General features: G+C 70.5%; 10 protein-coding genes and 1 pseudogene. 7 read left to right on the top strand and 4 right to left on the bottom strand.

Translation table 11 applies throughout. The annotated features are described in order from the left end of the window. Positions 1-82 precede the first annotated feature (82 nt). The 6 genes and pseudogenes from ADL25_RS33145 (at position 83) to galE (ending at position 10,598) form a co-directional block, all read left to right on the top strand. A pseudogene (locus ADL25_RS33145) lies at positions 83-3,869 on the top strand (Rne/Rng family ribonuclease). Between the two features lie 472 nt (positions 3,870-4,341). Then, the gene (locus tag ADL25_RS33140) at positions 4,342-5,457 is read left to right on the top strand and encodes a DegT/DnrJ/EryC1/StrS family aminotransferase (RefSeq protein ID WP_059131577.1); all 1,116 of its coding nucleotides are present in this window, start codon (positions 4,342-4,344) and stop codon (positions 5,455-5,457) included. A 44-nt stretch (positions 5,458-5,501) separates the two neighbouring features. Beyond that, positions 5,502-6,479 (top strand): Gfo/Idh/MocA family oxidoreductase, encoded by a 978-nt coding sequence (locus ADL25_RS33135; protein ID WP_416070629.1) that lies wholly within the window; start codon positions 5,502-5,504, stop codon positions 6,477-6,479. Between the two features lie 98 nt (positions 6,480-6,577). Further along, positions 6,578-8,260: a glycosyltransferase family 2 protein gene (locus ADL25_RS33130; protein ID WP_059131575.1), complete on the top strand. Its 1,683-nt coding sequence runs from the start codon at positions 6,578-6,580 to the stop codon at positions 8,258-8,260. A gap of 9 nt (positions 8,261-8,269) precedes the next feature. Continuing rightward, entirely contained in the window at positions 8,270-9,553 is a 1,284-nt protein-coding gene (locus tag ADL25_RS33125) for a nucleotide sugar dehydrogenase (protein WP_059131574.1), read from the top strand. A gap of 76 nt (positions 9,554-9,629) precedes the next feature. Beyond that, positions 9,630-10,598, top strand: coding sequence for a UDP-glucose 4-epimerase GalE (gene galE / locus ADL25_RS33120; RefSeq protein WP_059131573.1), 969 nt, complete (start codon positions 9,630-9,632; stop codon positions 10,596-10,598). A gap of 73 nt (positions 10,599-10,671) precedes the next feature. On the opposite strand, the gene ADL25_RS33115 is transcribed toward galE, so the two are convergent. The 4 genes from ADL25_RS33115 to ADL25_RS33100 form a co-directional block, all read right to left on the bottom strand. Then, positions 10,672-12,816, bottom strand: coding sequence for a glycosyl transferase (locus tag ADL25_RS33115; RefSeq protein WP_059131572.1), 2,145 nt, complete (start codon positions 12,814-12,816; stop codon positions 10,672-10,674). After that, a complete protein-coding gene (locus ADL25_RS33110; protein ID WP_199839249.1) occupies positions 12,813-14,099 on the bottom strand; it encodes a glycosyltransferase in 1,287 nt (428 codons plus the stop codon). Before ADL25_RS33110 ends, ADL25_RS33115 begins: the two co-directional genes overlap by 4 nt. 191 nt (positions 14,100-14,290) lie before the next feature. Then, complete coding sequence (gene wecB / locus ADL25_RS33105; protein ID WP_059131570.1) at positions 14,291-15,394, bottom strand: non-hydrolyzing UDP-N-acetylglucosamine 2-epimerase; 1,104 nt, start codon at positions 15,392-15,394, stop codon at positions 14,291-14,293. Between the two features lie 253 nt (positions 15,395-15,647). After that, on the bottom strand, positions 15,648-16,250 hold the full coding sequence (locus ADL25_RS33100; RefSeq protein ID WP_059131569.1) for an acyltransferase: 603 nt from the start codon (positions 16,248-16,250) through the stop codon (positions 15,648-15,650). 346 nt (positions 16,251-16,596) lie between these two features. On the opposite strand from ADL25_RS33100, the gene ADL25_RS33095 reads away from it, so the two are divergent. Then, positions 16,597-18,096 (top strand): FG-GAP repeat domain-containing protein, encoded by a 1,500-nt coding sequence (locus ADL25_RS33095; protein WP_234381125.1) that lies wholly within the window; start codon positions 16,597-16,599, stop codon positions 18,094-18,096. The last annotated feature ends 20 nt before the right edge of the window (positions 18,097-18,116 follow it).

Genomic DNA, 18,116 nt, shown 5'->3' with positions numbered 1-18,116 from the left:
GCATCGCGCGAGCCGCGGACGTCACCGGCATCCATGCCGGGCCAGGTGCGGCGCCCGGGAGCCTGACGGGAGATACCCCCGCATGCTCGAACCGATCGAACCCACCGAGGGTTCCGAGAACAACACGCCCAGTGACACCCTGCCGCCGCGCCGCCGCCGTCGTGCCGCGTCGCGTCCGGCGGGACCGCCGGTGATCGCGGCCGACGCAGTAAGCGCCGAGACCGAGACCGTGACCGTGACGGCGCAGGCCGTCCCTGCGGAGGAGACCGCGGAGGCCGTGGAGGCCCCGGAGGTCGAAGAGACCGAAGTGGTGGCCGAGGCGCCGGCTGTCGCTGAGCCCGAGGTGGCTGCTCCGGCTCGTACGCGTCGTCGTGCCGCTCGCCGGGCTTCCGCGCCCGCCGGGCGCCGAGGCGGTCGAGGTGGTTGTGCCCGCCGGTGCCGAGGGTGCCGTCGAGGCGCCTGTGGCTGCCGAGGCCGTTGAGGCTGAGCTCGAGGTGGCTCCAGCTCGTACGCGTCGTCGTGCCGCTCGCCGGGCTTCCGCGCCCGCCGGGTCGCCCGAGACCGTCGAGGCCGCCGAGACCCGGACGTCCGTGGCGGCCGCCGAGCCGCTGGTCGACGAGACGGCAGAGGAGACCCCCGCGGCCGAGGAGGCGGCCCCGCGTCGCGCCCGTCGCCGGGCCACACGTCGTGTGTCCGCGCTCGTCGGCGCACCTGAGGCCGTCGAGGCGCCGGTGGAGGCGCCCGAGGCCGCCGAGACACTCATGACCGCCGAGGCCGAGCCGGCCGTCACCGAGGCGGCCGCCGCGTCGGAGACGGAACCGTCCGCCCAGGAGGCCGCCCCGCGTCGCGGCCGCCGGCGTGCGGCCCGCAAGGCCGCCACCGGATTCTCCGAGCCCGCGCAGTCCGCCGACGACGAGGAGCCGGAGGCCGTGAAGCGGCCCGCGCGGCCCACTGTCGCCGTCTTCCAGGCGCCGGTCTTCACCGAGCCGATGTTCCAGACCCCCGAGCGGGCCGCGGCCGCCGCTGCCGCCGAGGCCGCGGGGCTGGAGGAGGGCGAGGACGAGGCCGAGACCGAGACCGAAGCCGTCGCACCGCGCCGCCGTCGCCGCCGGGGTGGCGACGAGGAGCCCGTGGCCGCGACGCCCGAGACCACCGACGAGGTGGAGGAGGACGAGGAGGAGCCGGAGGAGTCCGCCGAGGGCGAGGAGACCGAGGAGACCGGTTCCCGTCGTCGCCGTCGTCGCGGTGGCCGTCGTCGGCGCCGTGGTGAGGCGGCCGAGGGCGAGTCCGGGCACGGCGACGAGTCCGAGGAGTTCGCCTCCGAGCAGGCGGAGCAGGACGCGGAGGACACCGCCGAGCAGCTCGAGGAGGACGCCGAGGACGCGGAGGAGGACGAGCACCTCGAGGATTCCTCGGGCGGCTCCAGCTCCAGCAGCCGTCGCCGCCGTCGGCGCCGTCGGCGGGCCGGTGACTCCGGTGTCGACGCCGAGCCTTCGTCCGACGACCCGGAGCGCACGGTCGTCAAGGTCCGCGAGCCCCGCAAGAAGGACGAGCGACCCGGTGACGGCACCGACGAGGTGCAGTCCATCAAGGGCTCGACCCGCCTCGAGGCCAAGAAGCAGCGCCGCCGCGAGGGACGTGAGCAGGGCCGCCGCCGTGTCCCGATCATCACCGAGGCCGAGTTCCTGGCCCGGCGCGAGGCCGTCGAGCGTGTGATGGTCGTCCGTCAGAGCGGCGAGCGCACGCAGATCGGCGTGCTGGAGGACGGCGTGCTCGTCGAGCACTACGTCAACAAGGAGCAGTCGACCTCGTACGTCGGCAATGTGTACCTCGGCAAGGTGCAGAACGTCCTGCCGTCGATGGAGGCCGCCTTCATCGACATCGGCAAGGGCCGCAACGCCGTCCTGTACGCGGGCGAGGTCAACTTCGAGGCACTCGGCCTCGCCAACGGCCCGCGGCGCATCGAGTCCGCCCTGAAGTCCGGCCAGTCCGTCCTCGTCCAGGTGACGAAGGACCCGATCGGCCACAAGGGCGCCCGTCTGACCAGCCAGGTCTCCCTGCCCGGCCGTTACCTGGTCTACGTGCCCGAGGGCTCGATGACCGGTATCAGCCGCAAGCTGCCCGACACCGAGCGGGCCCGGCTGAAGACCATCCTCAAGAAGATCGTTCCCGAGGACGCGGGCGTCATCGTGCGCACCGCCGCCGAGGGCGCGAGCGAGGAGGAGCTGCGCCGGGACGTCGAGCGGCTGCAGGCGCAGTGGGAGGAGATCCAGAAGAAGTCGAAGAACGGCGGCAACGCCCCGACGCTGCTGTACGGCGAGCCGGACATGACCGTCCGCGTCGTGCGCGACATCTTCAACGAGGACTTCTCGAAGGTCATCGTCAGCGGTGACGAGGGCTGGGAGACCATCCACGGATACGTCTCGCACGTCGCCCCCGACCTGGCCGAGCGCCTGCAGAGGTGGACCTCCGAGGTCGACGTCTTCGCCACCTACCGGATCGACGAGCAGCTCGCCAAGGCGCTGGACCGCAAGGTCTGGCTGCCCAGCGGCGGTTCGCTGGTGATCGACCGGACCGAGGCGATGGTCGTCATCGACGTCAACACCGGGAAGTTCACCGGTCAGGGCGGCAACCTCGAGGAGACCGTCACCAGGAACAACCTGGAGGCGGCCGAGGAGATCGTCCGTCAGCTGCGGTTGCGCGACCTCGGCGGCATCATCGTCATCGACTTCATCGACATGGTGCTCGAGTCCAACCGGGACCTGGTGCTGCGGCGCCTGCTGGAGTGCCTGGGCCGGGACCGCACCAAGCACCAGGTCGCCGAGGTGACCTCGCTGGGCCTCGTCCAGATGACGCGCAAGCGCGTCGGACAGGGGCTGCTGGAGTCGTTCTCCGAGACCTGCGTGCACTGCAACGGCCGTGGCGTGATCGTGCACATGGACCACGCGCCCGCCGCGCCCGGCACCGGCAAGCGCCGCAAGCGGGGCCGGGGCGGCGCCGAGGCCGAGACGCACGAGGCGGCGGTCACGACCGAGGAGATCGCGGAGGCCGAGGAGACCGAGGCCGAGGTGGCCGCCGAGGCGGCGGCACCGGTCGCGATGCCCGAGCCCGAGTTCGCCCCGGACGAGGAGCTGTACAGCAGCGTCGCCGAGGCCGAGGCGGCCGCCTCCCGCGGTCGTACGCGGCGCCGTGCGACCCGTCGTGCGTCGGCTCCCGCGGGTGCCCCCCGCACCGAGGAGCGTGCACCGAAGTCCCGTACGGACGAGCGTGCGCCGAAGGCACGGGTCGAGGCCGAGGCGGAGCCCGCGGCGGTCGAGGACCCGGTCGTCGAGGCGCCCTCCGCGCCGGCCGAGGAGGAGGCCGCGCCCAAGGGCCGTGCGCGCCGTCGTGCGACCCGCAAGGTGTCGGCACCCGCCGGTTCGCCCGCGGAGAGCGTGGTGACGGTCGCCGAGACCGAGCCGCAGGCCGAGACGCCGGCCGAACCCGCCGTTGAGCAGGCGGCGGAGCCGGCCGAGGCGACCTCCGAGAGCGCCGCTCCGGCCCGCCCGCGCCGCCGTGCCGTGCGCAAGTCCACCGCGCCCACCTCGTCCGAGGAGACGGCCGTTGTGGTCGTCCAGGCGGCCGAGGCGGCCGGTGAGACCGAGGCCCCGGCCGAGGCCGAGGTGTCGGCGCCGGTCAAGAAGGCGGCGCGTACCACGGCGAAGAAGGCCACGGCGAAGAAGGCCGCCACCAAGAAGGCGACGGCCAAGAAGACCGCAGCCAAGAAGACCGCCGCGAAGAAGACGACGGCCAAGAAGGCGGCGGCGAAGAAGGCGGCGGCGGCCGAGCAGCAGGCGCAGCCGGCGGTCTCGGCCACCACGGAGGACTGACCCGGCCCCCGTCCTGGGGGCGCCGCGAGCGAAGAAGCGCGGAACACCGGTGAATTGCCGGTGTTCCGCGCTTCTTTTGTGTGCGGCCGCGCTCTGGCTTTTCATACAAGGTGATCACTTTGCGAACCGGTCGCGCCGAAGGCGAGTCGAACCGAGGTATCTCTCCTGTAACCCTGGAGAAAAATTCTGTTCCTTTGCTGGTAATGTGACTTCGGCCTTGGCGTCACCTTGCGTTGACGATGTGCACGCCGGGCCACAGCCGACGTGCCCGCACGCTCCTTGTTGCCCGGCACACCGGCTGTCGTCTCGCACGGGCCTTCTTTGGGGGGAGGCCCTCCGCGAAATCCGTTCGCCGTCACCAGACACGGGCGAACTGTCAGGGATGCGGACACGCGCGCACAAACGCCGTCCCTCCCCGACGCATGCGCAACGTGGTGCGCCCCTCGAGGACGCCGAAAAGGAGGGGGATGTCGTGTCCGACATTCATGAGCCGATACCTGCCGCCAGACCCGTGATCGGCGACGAGGAGATCGAGGCCGCGGTACGCGTCCTGCGCAGCGGCAGGGTGGTACAGGGCCCCGAGGTGGCCGCCTTCGAGGCGGAGTTCGCGGAACTGGTGGACATGCGGCACTGCGTCGCGGTCAACTCCGGCACCTCGGCACTGCACTTGACGCTGCTCGCCCTCGGCCTCGGGCCGGGCGACGAGGTCATCGTGCCGTCGTTCTCGTTCGCCGCATCCGCCAACGCCGTGCGGCTCGTCGGCGCCGACGTGGTCTTCGCCGACATCGAGCCCGACAGCTTCTGCCTGGACCCGGCGGCGGTCGAGGCCGCCATCACGCCGCGCACCGCCGCGATCATGCCGGTCCATCTGTACGGCCACCCCGCGGCGATGGACCGGATCATGGCCATCGCCGAACAGCACGGTCTGGCCGTGGTGGAGGACGCCTGCCAGGCGCACGCCGCCGCGCTGCACGGAACGCCGGTCGGGGCCTTCGGCACTGCCGGAACGTTCAGCTTCTACCCGACGAAGAACATGCACAGCCTCGAGGGCGGCATGGTCACCACCGCCGACGCGGAGATCGCCCGCACCCTGCGCCTGCTGCGCAACCAGGGCATGGAACAGCGCTACGCCAACGAGATCGTCGGCGCCAACATGCGCATGACGGACGTCTCGGCCGCGATCGGCCGGGTCCAGCGCGCCAAGCTCGAGGGCTGGACCGAGCAGCGCATCGCCAACGCCGCCTACCTGAGCGAGCACATCACCGTGCCGAACGTGGTCACGCCGCGGGTCGCCGAGGGCGCCCGGCACGTCTACCACCAGTACACCGTGCGAGTGCGGGGCGACCGCGACGCCGCCATGCAGCGCCTCGCCGAGGCCGGCGTCGGCAACGCCGTGTACTACCCCACCCCGATCCACCGGCTGAAGCCGTACTGGGAGCCGGACCAGAAGGCCGGCCGCGTCTGGGACCTGCCCGAGACCGAGCGCGCCGCCGCCGAGGTCGTGTCGCTGCCCGTGCACCCCGCCCTGTCCGCGCAGGACCTGGAGCGCATCGTGTCCGCGGTGAACACCCTGGGGGAGGAGCTGTGACCGCCGCCAGATCCCTGCGGGCCGGACTCGTCGGCCTCGGTTCCATGGGGCGTCATCACGCCCGCGTCCTGTCAGGCCTGGAGGGCGTCGACTTCGTCGGCGTCGTCGATCCGATGGGCGACAAGTTCGGCGCCGCCCAGGGCGCGCCGATCCTCGACACCGTCCAGGAACTCATCGCCCTCGGCGTCGACTACGCCGTCGTGGCCTGCCCCACGGCCATGCACGAGGAGGTCGGCCTCCAACTCGCGGAGGCCGGTGTCTGCGCGCTGATCGAGAAGCCGGTCGCCGCCACCGTGGAGGGGGCGCGCCGCCTCGTCGAGGCCTTCGAATCACGCGGCCTGGTGGCCGGTGTCGGACACATCGAGCGGTTCAACCCGGCGCTGCGCTCGCTGCGGGCCCGCCTGGAGGCCGGCGAACTCGGCGACGTCTACCAGGTCGTCACCCGGCGTCAGGGCCCCTTCCCGCACCGCATAGCGGACGTCGGCGTGGTCAAGGACCTCGCCACGCACGACATCGACCTCACCGGCTGGGTGACGGGACGCGAGTACGTGTCCATCGCCGCGCACACCGTCTCCAAGAGCGGTCGCGAGCACGAGGACATGGTCTCCGCGGTCGGCCGTCTCGACGACGGCACCATGGTCAACCACCTGGTCAACTGGCTGAGCCCGCTCAAGGAGCGCTTCACCTCGGTCACCGGCGAGCGCGGATGCTTCATCGCCGACACCCTGACCGCGGACCTGACGTTCCACTCCAACGCCGCGATGACGACCGAGTGGGAGGCGCTCCAGGCCTTCCGCGGGGTCTCCGAGGGTGACATGATCCGCTACGCCATCCAGAAGCGCGAACCGCTCCTCGTCGAGCACGAGCTCTTCCGCGACGCCGTACTCGGCAGGCCCGCCGACATCTGCACGCTCCGGCAGGGGACGCGGACGGTGGAAGTGGCGGCGGCGGTACTGGAGTCGGCGTTGGACAACCGCAGTGTTTCGCTCGAGTCGGAGGACCTGGCTTTCCATGGCCGTTGAGCACCGGCGGTGGTACAGGGCCGACTGCTCCGCAATTCTGCGCGTTCTTCCCCTCAGCGCCCGGCGGTCCACGGCCGCGGGAGACCAGGAGCCGGAAAATGAGCACCGCACCTGATGTCAGCGTGATCGTCGCTGTCTACAACACCATGCCCTACCTGACGGAGTGCCTGGACTCCCTTCTCGGGCAGAGCATCGGCCGGGACCGGCTGGAGATCGTCGCCGTCGACGACGGCTCCACGGACGACAGCGGCGCCGAACTCGATCGCTTCGCGGCCGAGTACCCGGACACCGTGAAGGTGCTCCACCAGGCCAACTCCGGTGGCCCCGCTGCCCCTAGCAACCGGGCGCTGGACATCGCCACGGGCCGCTACGTCTATTTCATCGGCTCCGACGACCACCTCGGCGAAGAGGCGCTGGAGCGCATGGTGGCCTGCGCCGACGAGCACGACTCGGACGTGGTCGTCGGCAAGATGGTGGGCACCAACGGGCGTTACGTCCACCAGGCGCTCTACAAGGAGAACAACCCGGACATCGGGCTCACCGACTCCGCGCTGCCCTGGACCCTCGCCAACACCAAACTGTTCCGGCGGGAGCTGGTCGAGGCGCACAAGCTGCGCTTCCCCGAGAACCTGCCCGTGGGCAGCGACCAGCCGTTCACCATCGAGGCGTGCGTGCGCGCCCGGAAGATCTCGGTGGTGGCCGACTACACCTGCTACTACGCGGTCAAGCGGGGCGACGCCAGCAACATCACCTACCGGGCGGACCACATGGCCCGGCTGCGCTGCACCGCCGAGATCATGGACTTCACGGCCGGGCTGATCGAGGAAGGCCCGCAACGGGACGCCGTCCTGCGCCGGCACTTCACCTGGGAGCTGGCCAAGCTCGTCCAGGACGACTTCCCGGCGCTGGACCGCGCCCTGCAGAAGGACATCTGCGCGGGCATCGGGAAGCTCGCCGACACCTACTTCACCGCCGGGATCCGCGACGCCATGGACGTCAAGCGCCGAGTGCGCATCGCGCTGGCCCGGGCCGGGGCGGTGGACGAGCTGTGCGAGGCGATCACCTCCGAGAAGGAGGACGGCGCACCTCCGTTCGTCGTCGAGGGCGACCGCGCATACGCCCGCTACCCCGGGTTCCGCAGCCCGCTGATCGGCGTGCCCGACCGGGTCTACGAACTCGTGGGCGAGGCGGTTCCGGGACGGCTCGCCAAGGGCACGGAACTGCTCGCCTCGGTATGGGAGCAGCAGGGCGAAGGGCTGACCTACACGGCCTCCGTCAGGGTGCCCGTCCTCGGTGACGTCGACGGCGCCTCTCTGCGGCTCGCCCAGGGCGCCATGCCCAAGTCGGCGGACAAGCCCGGGGCCAGGAAGCTGCCGGCCGACCACAGCCTGCCGGAGCCCACGGGCCGGTGCACGACCGAACCGGCCGAGGACGGTGGCGCCACCGTGCTGCACGCCCGGCTCCCGCTGGAGAGACGCACCGGAAAACTGGGCGTCCGCGTGTATCTGGACGTCGCCGGTTCGACATACGAGATCCCCGTGCGCGGCAAGGACAAGCCCATGCCGCTGTCCCGCCGGTGGGGCCGCGCGGAGGACCCCTACCGGGCGGCGGCCCTGGTGAACGACAAGGGACGCGTGGTGATCTCCACGGCTCGGATGTTCCCGCCGAAGCAGTCATTGGCCTCCCGGGCGAAGGCGGCCCTCGCCCGTCGCCTGAAGTCCCGCTCCGTCGGCTCGAAGCCGAATGGTGCCAAGCAGCCGAACGGTTCCAAAAGGAAGTAGCCACCGTCCATGAACATCTGTGTAGTAGCGCTCGGCAAGATCGGGCTCCCGCTGGCGGTGCAGTTCGCCTCCAAGGGTCACCGGGTCATCGGCGCGGACGTCAACGAGAAGGTCGTCGAGCTGGTCAACGCCGGCACCGAGCCGTTCCCCGGTGAGCACGACCTGGACGTCAAGCTCAAGCAGGCGGTCGACGCCGGGCTGCTGAGCGCGACCACGGACACCGCGTCCGCGGTCGCCGAGTCCGAGGCCGTCGTCGTGGTCGTGCCGCTGTTCGTCGACGCCGAAGGTGTGCCGGACTTCGGCTGGATGGACGCGGCCACGAAGGCGATCGCCCAGGGCCTCAAGCCCGGCACGCTCGTCTCCTACGAGACCACGCTGCCGGTCGGCACCACGCGTACCCGCTGGGCGCCGATGCTGGCCGAGGGCTCGGGCCTGACCCCGGGTGAGGACCTCCACGTGGTCTTCTCACCGGAGCGGGTCCTCACGGGCCGTGTCTTCGCCGACCTGCGCCGCTACCCGAAGCTGGTCGGCGGCATCGACGAGGCGTCGACGGCCCGCGGTGTGGAGTTCTACGAGCAGGTCCTCGACTTCGACGAGCGCGCGGAGCTGCCGCAGGCGAACGGCGTCTGGGACCTGGGCACCGCCGAGGCCTCGGAGCTCGCCAAGCTCGCCGAGACCACCTATCGGGACGTCAACATCGGCCTGGCCAACCAGTTCGCGCGCTTCGCCGACAGCAACGGCATCGACGTCAAGAAGGTCATCGAGGCCTGCAACTCGCAGCCCTACAGCCACATCCACCAGCCGGGCATCGCCGTCGGCGGCCACTGCATCCCGATCTACCCGCGGATGTACCTGTGGAACGACCCGGCCGCCACCGTCGTGCGCTCCGCCCGCGAGGCGAACGCCGCGATGCCGCAGTACGCGGTGGACCTGCTGGCGGCCGCGTACGGCGAACTGACCGGTGTGAACGTCCTCGTGCTGGGCGCGGCCTACCGCGGCGGCGTGAAGGAGACGGCGTTCTCGGGTGTCTTCCCGACGGTCGAGGCGCTCAAGGCGCGCGGTGCCGTCCCCTTCGTCTCGGACCCGATGTACACGGCCGAGGAGCTGAGTGCGCTCGGTCTCACCCCGCACGCCGGTGAGACGGTCACCGCGGCGATCCTCCAGGCCGACCACGCCGAGTACCGCGAGCTGACCCCGGCCGACCTCCCGGACGTCACGGTCCTGGTCGACGGGCGCCGTACGACGGACCCGGAGGCATGGAAGGGCGTGCGCAGGGTCGTCATCGGCGGCTGAGGACACGCGTACGCAACGATCTTGTGGCCCCGCCCCGCGCACACCGGGGCGGGGCCCATGTGTAGAAGGGTTTCCCATGACCTGGCTGATCACGGGTGGTGCCGGCTTCATCGGCTCGCATGTCGTGAGGTCGATGACGGACGGCGGCGAGCGCGTCGTCGTCCTCGACGACCTGAGCACGGGCCGGGCCGAGCGGCTGCCGGACGGCGTTCCGCTTGAGGTCGGCACGGTGCTCGACCGTTCCGTCGTGGACCGGGTGCTGCGTGAGCACGCCGTCACCGGCATCGTGCACATCGCGGGCAAGAAGCAGGTGGCCGAGTCCGTGGAACGGCCGCTGTACTACTACCGCGAGAACGTGGAGGGCCTGCGGGTCCTTCTCGACTCGGCCGTTGCCGCGGGCGTCGGCCGCTTCCTCTTCTCCTCCTCCGCCGCCGTGTACGGCATGCCCGACGTCGACCTCGTCACCGAGAAGACGCCGTGCGCGCCGATCAACCCGTACGGCGAGACCAAGCTCGTCGGCGAGTGGCTGGTGACCGCGGTGGGCGGTCGGCACGGGATGGCGACGGCCTCGCTGCGCTATTTCAACGTGGCGGGCGCGGCCACGCCCGGCCTGGGTGACGACGGCGTCTTCAACCTCGTCCCGATGGTCTTCGAACGCCTCACCGCCGGTGAGCAGCCGCGTATCTTCGGCGACGACTACCCGACGCCCGACGGCACCTGCATTCGCGACTACATCCACGTCGAGGACATCGCATCGGCGCATCTCGCTGCCGCCCGCAGGCTCGTCGACGACCCGGACGCCCGGTTGATCCTCAACGTCGGCCGCGGCGAGGGGGTTTCCGTGGCGGAGATGGTAGACATCATCCAGGACGTCACCGGCCGCGCCGATACGGAGCCACGGGTCTGCGAGCGCCGCGCCGGGGATCCGGCCCGGGTCGTCGCCTCCGCCGACCTCGTCCGTGACGAGCTCGGTTGGAGCGCACGGCACGGGGTCCGGGAGATGGTGCAGTCGGCCTGGGCGGGCTGGCAGCTGCGTCACCCGTAGGCCCCACCTGCGGAGAAGCCGTACAAGGAAAGGCCCCGGGAGTGTCCCGGGGCCTTTCCTTGTCGTAGGCGTCTCAGCTGTCGCCGAGGAACAGTTCCTCGAAGTGCTTCCGCACCACGGGCCAGTCCCAGACGGTCAGCGCGTGCTCGGTCGCGCTCTCGCCCGCGCTGCGCCAGGCCTCCTCGGTGGCCGTCGTCTTCAGGATCCGCTCGGCCGCCTCCTCGGGGGAGCCCACGACCCAGCCTTCCGGGTACAGGGTGCGGGCGCTGTTGGGCTTGCCCGCGTAGAACGGCCAGTCGCGGACGACCGGGACGGCACCGCTGGCCGCGCCCTCCATCACACCGACGTGACAGCCCTCGCGCACCGAGGAACTGAGGATCGTGCCGATGTCGACGAGCTTGGAGGGGACGTCGTCCGTCGGGCCGAGGCGGACGACCCCTCCTGACTCCTCGAGCGGCGCGAGCTCCTTCTCGAACTCGCGCAGGTATTCGCGCGTGGCCCGGCTGGTCTTCGGGTCCATGTCGCCGCCGACCAGGATCAGCCGGTAGCGCTCGTCGTGCTTGCGCACCCGCTCCAGGACGTCGACGGCCCACTTGGGGTCCTTGGCGACCTGGCTGATGCCGATCAGGCCGAGATTGAAGCGGGCCTCGGCCGGCTTGGGCCGGTTGAAGCCCGACAGGTCCATGGCGTTGTCGAGCACGTGGAAGCGCGGGGCCTGCTCGCCGCGCAGCATGGGGACGAGTGAGGTGGTGAGGTCGCGTACGTGCGGTGCGACGAAGACGAGGTCGTCGACGCGCGAGAAGTCCGTCAGGTGCGGCCAGCGTGTGAATGCCTCATAGCTGTGCAGCCGTACGATCACCCGGGTATCGCCCGGATCGATGGTGGTGAGCATGCCGGCGGGACCTGCCGCCCACTCGAGGAAGACCGTGTCGGCCCAGTCGAGGTGAGGGCGCATCAGCCGCTCGACCTCTTCCTGATAGTCGCTGGTGCCGTCCGACAGCCGGTCCACGAGCATCCGCTTCGCGGCCCACGAGATCCGCTTCAGATGCTTCGACTCGGCCAGATCGAGATAGCGGAGCTCGACGCCCGGATGGTTGCCGAGGTGCTCCCTGATGAGGTGCAGGAAGTTGTCGTTGGCGCTGGTGGTCACCAGCAGTCGCAGCGGGCGGTCCACAGGGGCCGGGGAGGCGGATACGCGGCGGCTGCGGGGGCGGCTGACGGCCTGCATCGCTTTCGAGCGGTACAGCGGTGCCACATAGCCTGCCGCGTCCTTCGCCAGCGGTGACGACAACTGGTCGATGTGCAGCACCCGGTGGAAGCCCAGGAACAGCGCGCGGTTCAGTGCCTCTGCCGCTGTCTCGAGCCGACCGCCGGCGAACTCGGCATCCGCGTACGACAGCTGAGCCGCCACGGCCTTGCCGGGGTCACGGGGGCTGCTGCCCTTCTTGATCTCCTGCATCACGGCCTCGTCGAGCAGCTCCGCCTTGAGCGCGAGGTCCGAGATCTTGGACGCGGCCTCCGTGAGGGCCAGGGCGGCTCCACTCGTGCGTCCCGCCCATTGCATGCCTTCGGCGACATAGCGGGATGTCGCGGCGCGCACCTTGACCGGCATGCCGGGCGCGGTGATGGCGGTACGCCACAGCCGGGCACCGATGCCGGAGCGCATCACGGGCCGGGCGGTCGCGGTGCGCACGAGTGCGGTCGGCAGGCCGTCGACGCTACGGCGTACATCACGGGCGACCACGTTCAGCGGCGGAAGGACGGACGCACGGCGTGCCGGGCGGTTCTCCTGAGCCCGCAAGGTCTCCACCGCCTTCAGCGCGGGCGCGAGCCCGAACCTGGCGGCGGCGTCACGGTTGTACTCGCTCAGCCGCCACACCGTGTACACGGCGTTCGCGTCGAGAGCGACGAGCACGTCGGCCCTGCGGGCCCGGTCGCGCAGCCATGAGTCGCGCTGCGCCTGCATCCACACGCGCACGCTCCGCGGGGACGCCTGCGCGCGGCGGCGCAGCGCCTGGCTGCGGTGGTTCAGGTTGCGGGGCAGTTGGTGCCGTCCGGCCAGCTCCAGGGCGGCGACATCCTCGGTGATGGCCTCGGCGTCCAGGTGGAACGTGGCCCCGAGGTACACGTGCGCGCCCTGGGCGTTGAACTTGCGCACGGAGTCGGCGAGTACGCCGAACTGCGGCCTGGAAGAGGCGACGAGCAGGACTTCGGTCACGAGGTGGATCCTCCGGCGGCTATCGACGTCCCGGCGCGCTCGGCAGCGAACTCCTCGACGAGGTTCTTCACGGCGACGGACATCAGAGCCTCACGCGTGAACTGGTCTGCGTGGGCCATGGCTTCGGCGTGCATGTCGTCGGTCGTCTCCATCGCCATGTGGGCGGCCTCGACGAACGACTCGGTCAGACCCCCCTCGTCGATGCCGACGGCACCGGTCCACAGCGGGTGGCCCCTCAGCACGTTCGACGCGTCGTGCTCGACGGCGTGGGCCGAGACGATCGGCAGACCGGTCGCCATGTATTCGTAGACCTTGCCGGAGGTGACGTACCGGCCGCCGATCAGGATCAGCACCATGGCGTCCCACCCGGCGTAGATGGAGGCGACCTCGGCCTTTGCGGCGGGCCCGCCGAAGAAGACCCCGTCGGCCTCGGCCTGCTTGAGGATCTCGGTGTGGCGATTCGCCTCGCGACCCGCTCCGGCGCCTATGTGACCGCGCAGTTCGAAGCGCGCGTTGGCCAGCAGGGGCTCCTTCTGGCGCGCCGCACGCCAGGCGTTCAGCACCGTCTCCAGGTGGCGGGTGGTGAAGTTCACCGTACCGAGATAGCCGAAGACCAGCCCCGACTCGAGGTCCGGGCTGTGGACACGCCCCGGCGAACTGTCCGCGTCGTAGCCGTTGCGCACGACGTGCACGCGAGCCGCGAAGTCCGGGTAGCGCGCGCGGTAGTGGTCGGCGATCGGATCGTTGACCACCCAGAGGGACACCGCGTGCTCGAGCACCTTCAGCTCCCAGCGGCCTTCCTCGGAGTCCCGGGAGAACGCCTCGACACCCTCGACGACGTCGATGGACCAGCCGTCGCGGAAGTCCACGGCGTACGGCACCCGCGCCTCTTCCCACAGCTTCCAGGCCGCGGCCAGGTTCACGTACGGGACGCAGGTGGCCAGCAGCAGGTCCGCCGGATGCTCCTGGTGGATGCGCAGCACGGCCTGCTCCAGAGCGCCCCGCCACTCTCCGAAGTTGGGTTCCGGGAAGGTCTGTTGCTGCCGGATGCGGAGCTCGGCGACCCAGCCGTTGGGGTCCAGGGCACGCGACTCGTCGTAGAGGCGGATGTCCGTCTCCAGATCCTCACGTGCCAAGGGCAGTTCGACGACCTCGACTCGGGGATCGACCTGCTTCAGCAGGGAGGGGTCGACGCCGGAGTCCCGCTCCCAGGATTCCGGGGCGATCGTGACGACGGTGACGTCCCAACCTGCCTTGACGAACTGGTTCGCGGTCTCGCGCATTCGGTACGCCGAGCTCTTGGCGGCCGGTGGGAACCCGATGGCGAGATAGATGACGTGGGGCCGGCTGCCTTCCGCAGACGGTCCGGACGGGGGAGACGCTGACATAGCGGTTGACGCTAGCACGGTGTATTGCGGGAAAACGGACCGTGAACGGCCGTCGAGGACGGAACGGCACGGTCCGGAGTGCCGCGTCACACGTGCCGGCTGCCTCCTCTCCATTCCTCCATGAGACGCACGACGTTGTCCGCGGCACGGCCGTCGCCGTAGGGGGTGCCGGGGTCGTGGGTCGGCACGGCACGGGTGACCATGGCGGCCCAGGCCTCGGGGGCGAGCGTCTGCGGGTCGGGGACGAGGACGTTCCATCCGGTGTCGACGGTCTCGACCCATTCCGTCTCGGGGCGGATCGTGGTGCAGATACGCTCCAGCAGGAACGCCTCCTTCTGTAGCCCGCCCGAGTCCGTGACCACGCCGGCGGAGGCCAGTACGGCGGCGATCAGACCCGCGTACGGCAACGGGCGGCCGACGTGCACACTGCCCTGTGCCAGCTTGATGCCGTGCTCCTCGGCCCGTGCCACGAGGCGCGGGTGGGCGGCCAGCGCCACAGGCAGCGGCAGCCCGGCCAGCGACTCGACGAGGGCGGCGAGCCGTTCGGGGTCGTCCGTGTTGTCCGGACGGTGCAGGGTTGCCAGCAGGAACGGCTGCGTGGGGTCGATGCCGTCGGGCAGCACCGGCGCGGGATGTTCCCCGGCGAGCACGGCGTCCCTGATGCGCAGGCAGATGTCGACCATGACGTCACCGGCGAGCCGGGCACGGTCGGCGAGACCCTCGTTGGCGAGGTGGCGCATGGCTTCTTCGGTGGGGGCCAGAAGCAGGTCGGCGCAGTGATCGGTAAGAACACGGTTGTGCTCCTCCGGCATCCGCCGGTTGAAGGAGCGCAGGCCCGCCTCGAGGTGCGCCACTGGCAGATGCATCTTCACGGCCGACAGCGCGCCGGCGATCGTGGAGTTGGTGTCCCCGTACACGAGCACCCAGTCCGGCTTCTCGCGCCCGAAGACCGGGTCGAGGGCGGAGAGCACGGCGCCGGTCTGGACGCCGTGGCTGCCGGAGCCGACGCCGAGGTGCACGTCCGGATCGGGGATGCCCAGGCCCGAGAAGAAGACGTCCGAGAGGTCGGCGTCGTAGTGCTGGCCGGTGTGGACGATGACGTGCTGGTGCTCGGTCCGTGCGAACGCGGCAGCGATCGGTGCGAGTTTGACCAGTTGCGGGCGGGCGCCGACGATGCTGATGACCTTCAAAAGGGACACTCTTCTTTGTGGTGGCTGGGCGGAATGACGACGTTCGGCGAGCGGGGCCGCCGGTGCCGAACACCCAGAAGACCGCCAGGGCGTGTCATTGGTTGTACTCGCGCTGGGATCGTCCGGTCGGCGGCGTGGGCAGAGATCAGGAGCTGTGGGCAGAGAAAGGATCATTTGCCGCAGAGCGGATTCTGGCGGTGAGGCCAAGTACTCGCGGCGGGCATTCCGTCCCCGGCTACGACAGTGGCTTTCGTCAGCTGTCGCGTTCGAGGAGAACGCCGTCCTTCTCCTCGTAAATGCTGCCGGTCTCCGGGCATTCCCAGACACCGGCCTCTCCGGCCCGCTCGACCAGCTTGACGCCTGCCCTGCCGACCCAGCCGACCCGTCGCGCGGGAACGCCGACGACCAGGGCGAAGTCCGGCACGTCCTTGGTGACGACGGCGCCCGCGGCGACCATCGCCCAGCGGCCGATGCTGATGGGCGCGACGCACACGGAGCGCGCCCCGATCGAGGCACCGTCGGCGATCTTCACACCGACGGCCTCCCAGTCGCCGCCGCGCTTCTGCTTGCCCTCGGGGTCCACGGAGCGGGGGTTGTGGTCGTTGGTGAGGACCACGGCGGGGCCGATGAAGACACCGTCGCCGAGTTCGGCCGGCTCGTAGACGAGCGCGTAGTTCTGCAGCTTGCAGTTGTCGCCCATGCGCACGCCCGTGCCGACGTATGCGCCCCGCCCGATCACACAGCCCTCGCCCAGCCGGGCACCCTCGCGGATCTGTGCGAGGTCCCACACGCTGCTTCCGGCGCCGATCTCGGCACTGTCGTCGACCTGGGCGCTGGGCTGGACCCTGTAGTTCACTGCTCTGCCTCCGGCTGTTTAGGTTCGCCCGGCGAGCATACGGGCGCGGCGGCCGACCGCGGGTGGCGGGCGCCGTTCGGCGGCAGCCCCCGGCCGAGGAGTCCGTCTCATGTCCCCCCGCCGTCCGGCCGGTTCGAGACGGCCGTCGCGTATGTGCAGCACATGTGCATGGGTCGTGAGCTACACGTGGTGCTCCTGTGACATTTGTCACCGCCAGGGGAACGGAGGCGGTATTGCATGTGCACATCAGGTAAAGAAATGATCCGTTGACCTTTGAATTCCCTTTAACCACGGGGTGTTTGTGTCAAGGATGGGGAAAGTGTGGCGGGGAGGTGCCTCCGCCGTCATGGCAGCGGCCCTACTGGCTTGGGGGGTCGGAACCGGGGGAACCCCCGCTGCGGCCGCCGTGGCCTGTCCCTCGGGGACCGAGTCGGACTTCAACGGCGACGGGATCAGGGACACGGCGATCGCCGACCCGGAGGCGAGCGACGACGGTGTGCCGAAGGCGGGTGCGGTGCACGTCGTCTACGGCGGGGGCAAAGGCACCGTCACCCTCTCGCAGGCACTCGACACCATTCCGGGAGTTCCTGAGCCGGGTGACCAGTACGGCTACTCGTTGGCCGTCTACGACGCCGACCTCGACGGCTGCAGCGACCTGGTGGTCGGCTCGCCCTACGAGGACATCGGCACATGGGCCGACTCCGGGTCCGTGCACGTGATCTACGGCTCCCCGAGCGGGCTCAACGCAGGCGGCAGGGCCGTCAAGGAGTTCTACCAGGGCACCGACAAGCCGCTGGGCGGCGGAGCGGAGGCCGACGACTGGGTCGGCTACTCGGTCGCGGCCGGTAAGACCTCGGGCGGTACGCCGTTCTTGCTGATCGGCAGCCCTGGCGAGTCGATCGGCACCGTCGAGGACGCGGGCGGCTTCTATTACGTGAGCGGCACCGCCCAGACGGTCACCTTCAACCACCAGGACACAGAGACGGGCGGTGCCGTGCCCGGTGTGGTGGAGCAGGACGACCGCTTCGGTTCCACACTCGCCGCGACCTCGACCCATTTCGCGGTCGGAGCGCCCGGCGAGGCGCTCGGCACGACGACCTTCGCGGGCGGCGTCGCCGTCTTCAACCACACGCTCACCTCCGGCTACCCGAAGCCGCTGGCCGGTCTCGGCCAGGACCAGGACGTGATCAGCGGGGCCGAGGAGGTCGGCGACCAGTTCGGCGCCGCGCTCGCCATGGTTCCGTACCGTCCCTCGGGCGCCACCTCCACCACGGAGTCGCTGCTGGCAGTCGGTGTCCCGGGTGAGGACCTGTCGACGACCGTCGACGCGGGCGCCGTCCAGGTGTTCCGTCTCACGGCGAGCGGCACCTTCACCGAGACCACCTGGATCGACCAGAACACCGCGGACGTCGATCAGGAGTCCGAGGCCGGGGACTTCTTCGGCAAGCGGCTCGCCGCCGTGAACACCTCCCCGAACACGACCTCCACGGCCACGACGACAAGGCTCGCCATCGGTGTGCCCGGTGAGGAGTCGTCCGAGGAGCACGCGGACAAGGGAGGCGTCCAGATCGTGCCGCTCGTCGGTGCGCCCGGTGCCTCCGACGCCTGGATCGACCCCGGATACGGCGTTCCGTCCGGACCCGCATCGCGCATGCTCACGGGTCTGTCCCTGGGTGCCACTCCGTCGCTGCTCTACGTGGGCGTGCCCTACGGCCCTGCCGAGGGACGGGCGGTCTACGGGTTCCCATGGGGTGTGACCGCCGGTGGGGCGCCGACCCAGACGTTCAAACCGGGCGAGGGCGGTCTTCCGGCGACGGGTGTCGCCTTCGGTACCACCGTTCGCTGACCACGCATCCACGCCCGCCG

This window comes from Streptomyces sp. NRRL F-5122, assembly GCF_001507435.1.
In the GTDB taxonomy this organism is placed as follows: Bacteria; Actinomycetota; Actinomycetes; order Streptomycetales; family Streptomycetaceae; genus Streptomyces; species Streptomyces lannensis.
Note: the sequence above shows the minus strand (reverse complement) of the source record. Positions and strands in the feature narration are given on the sequence as shown.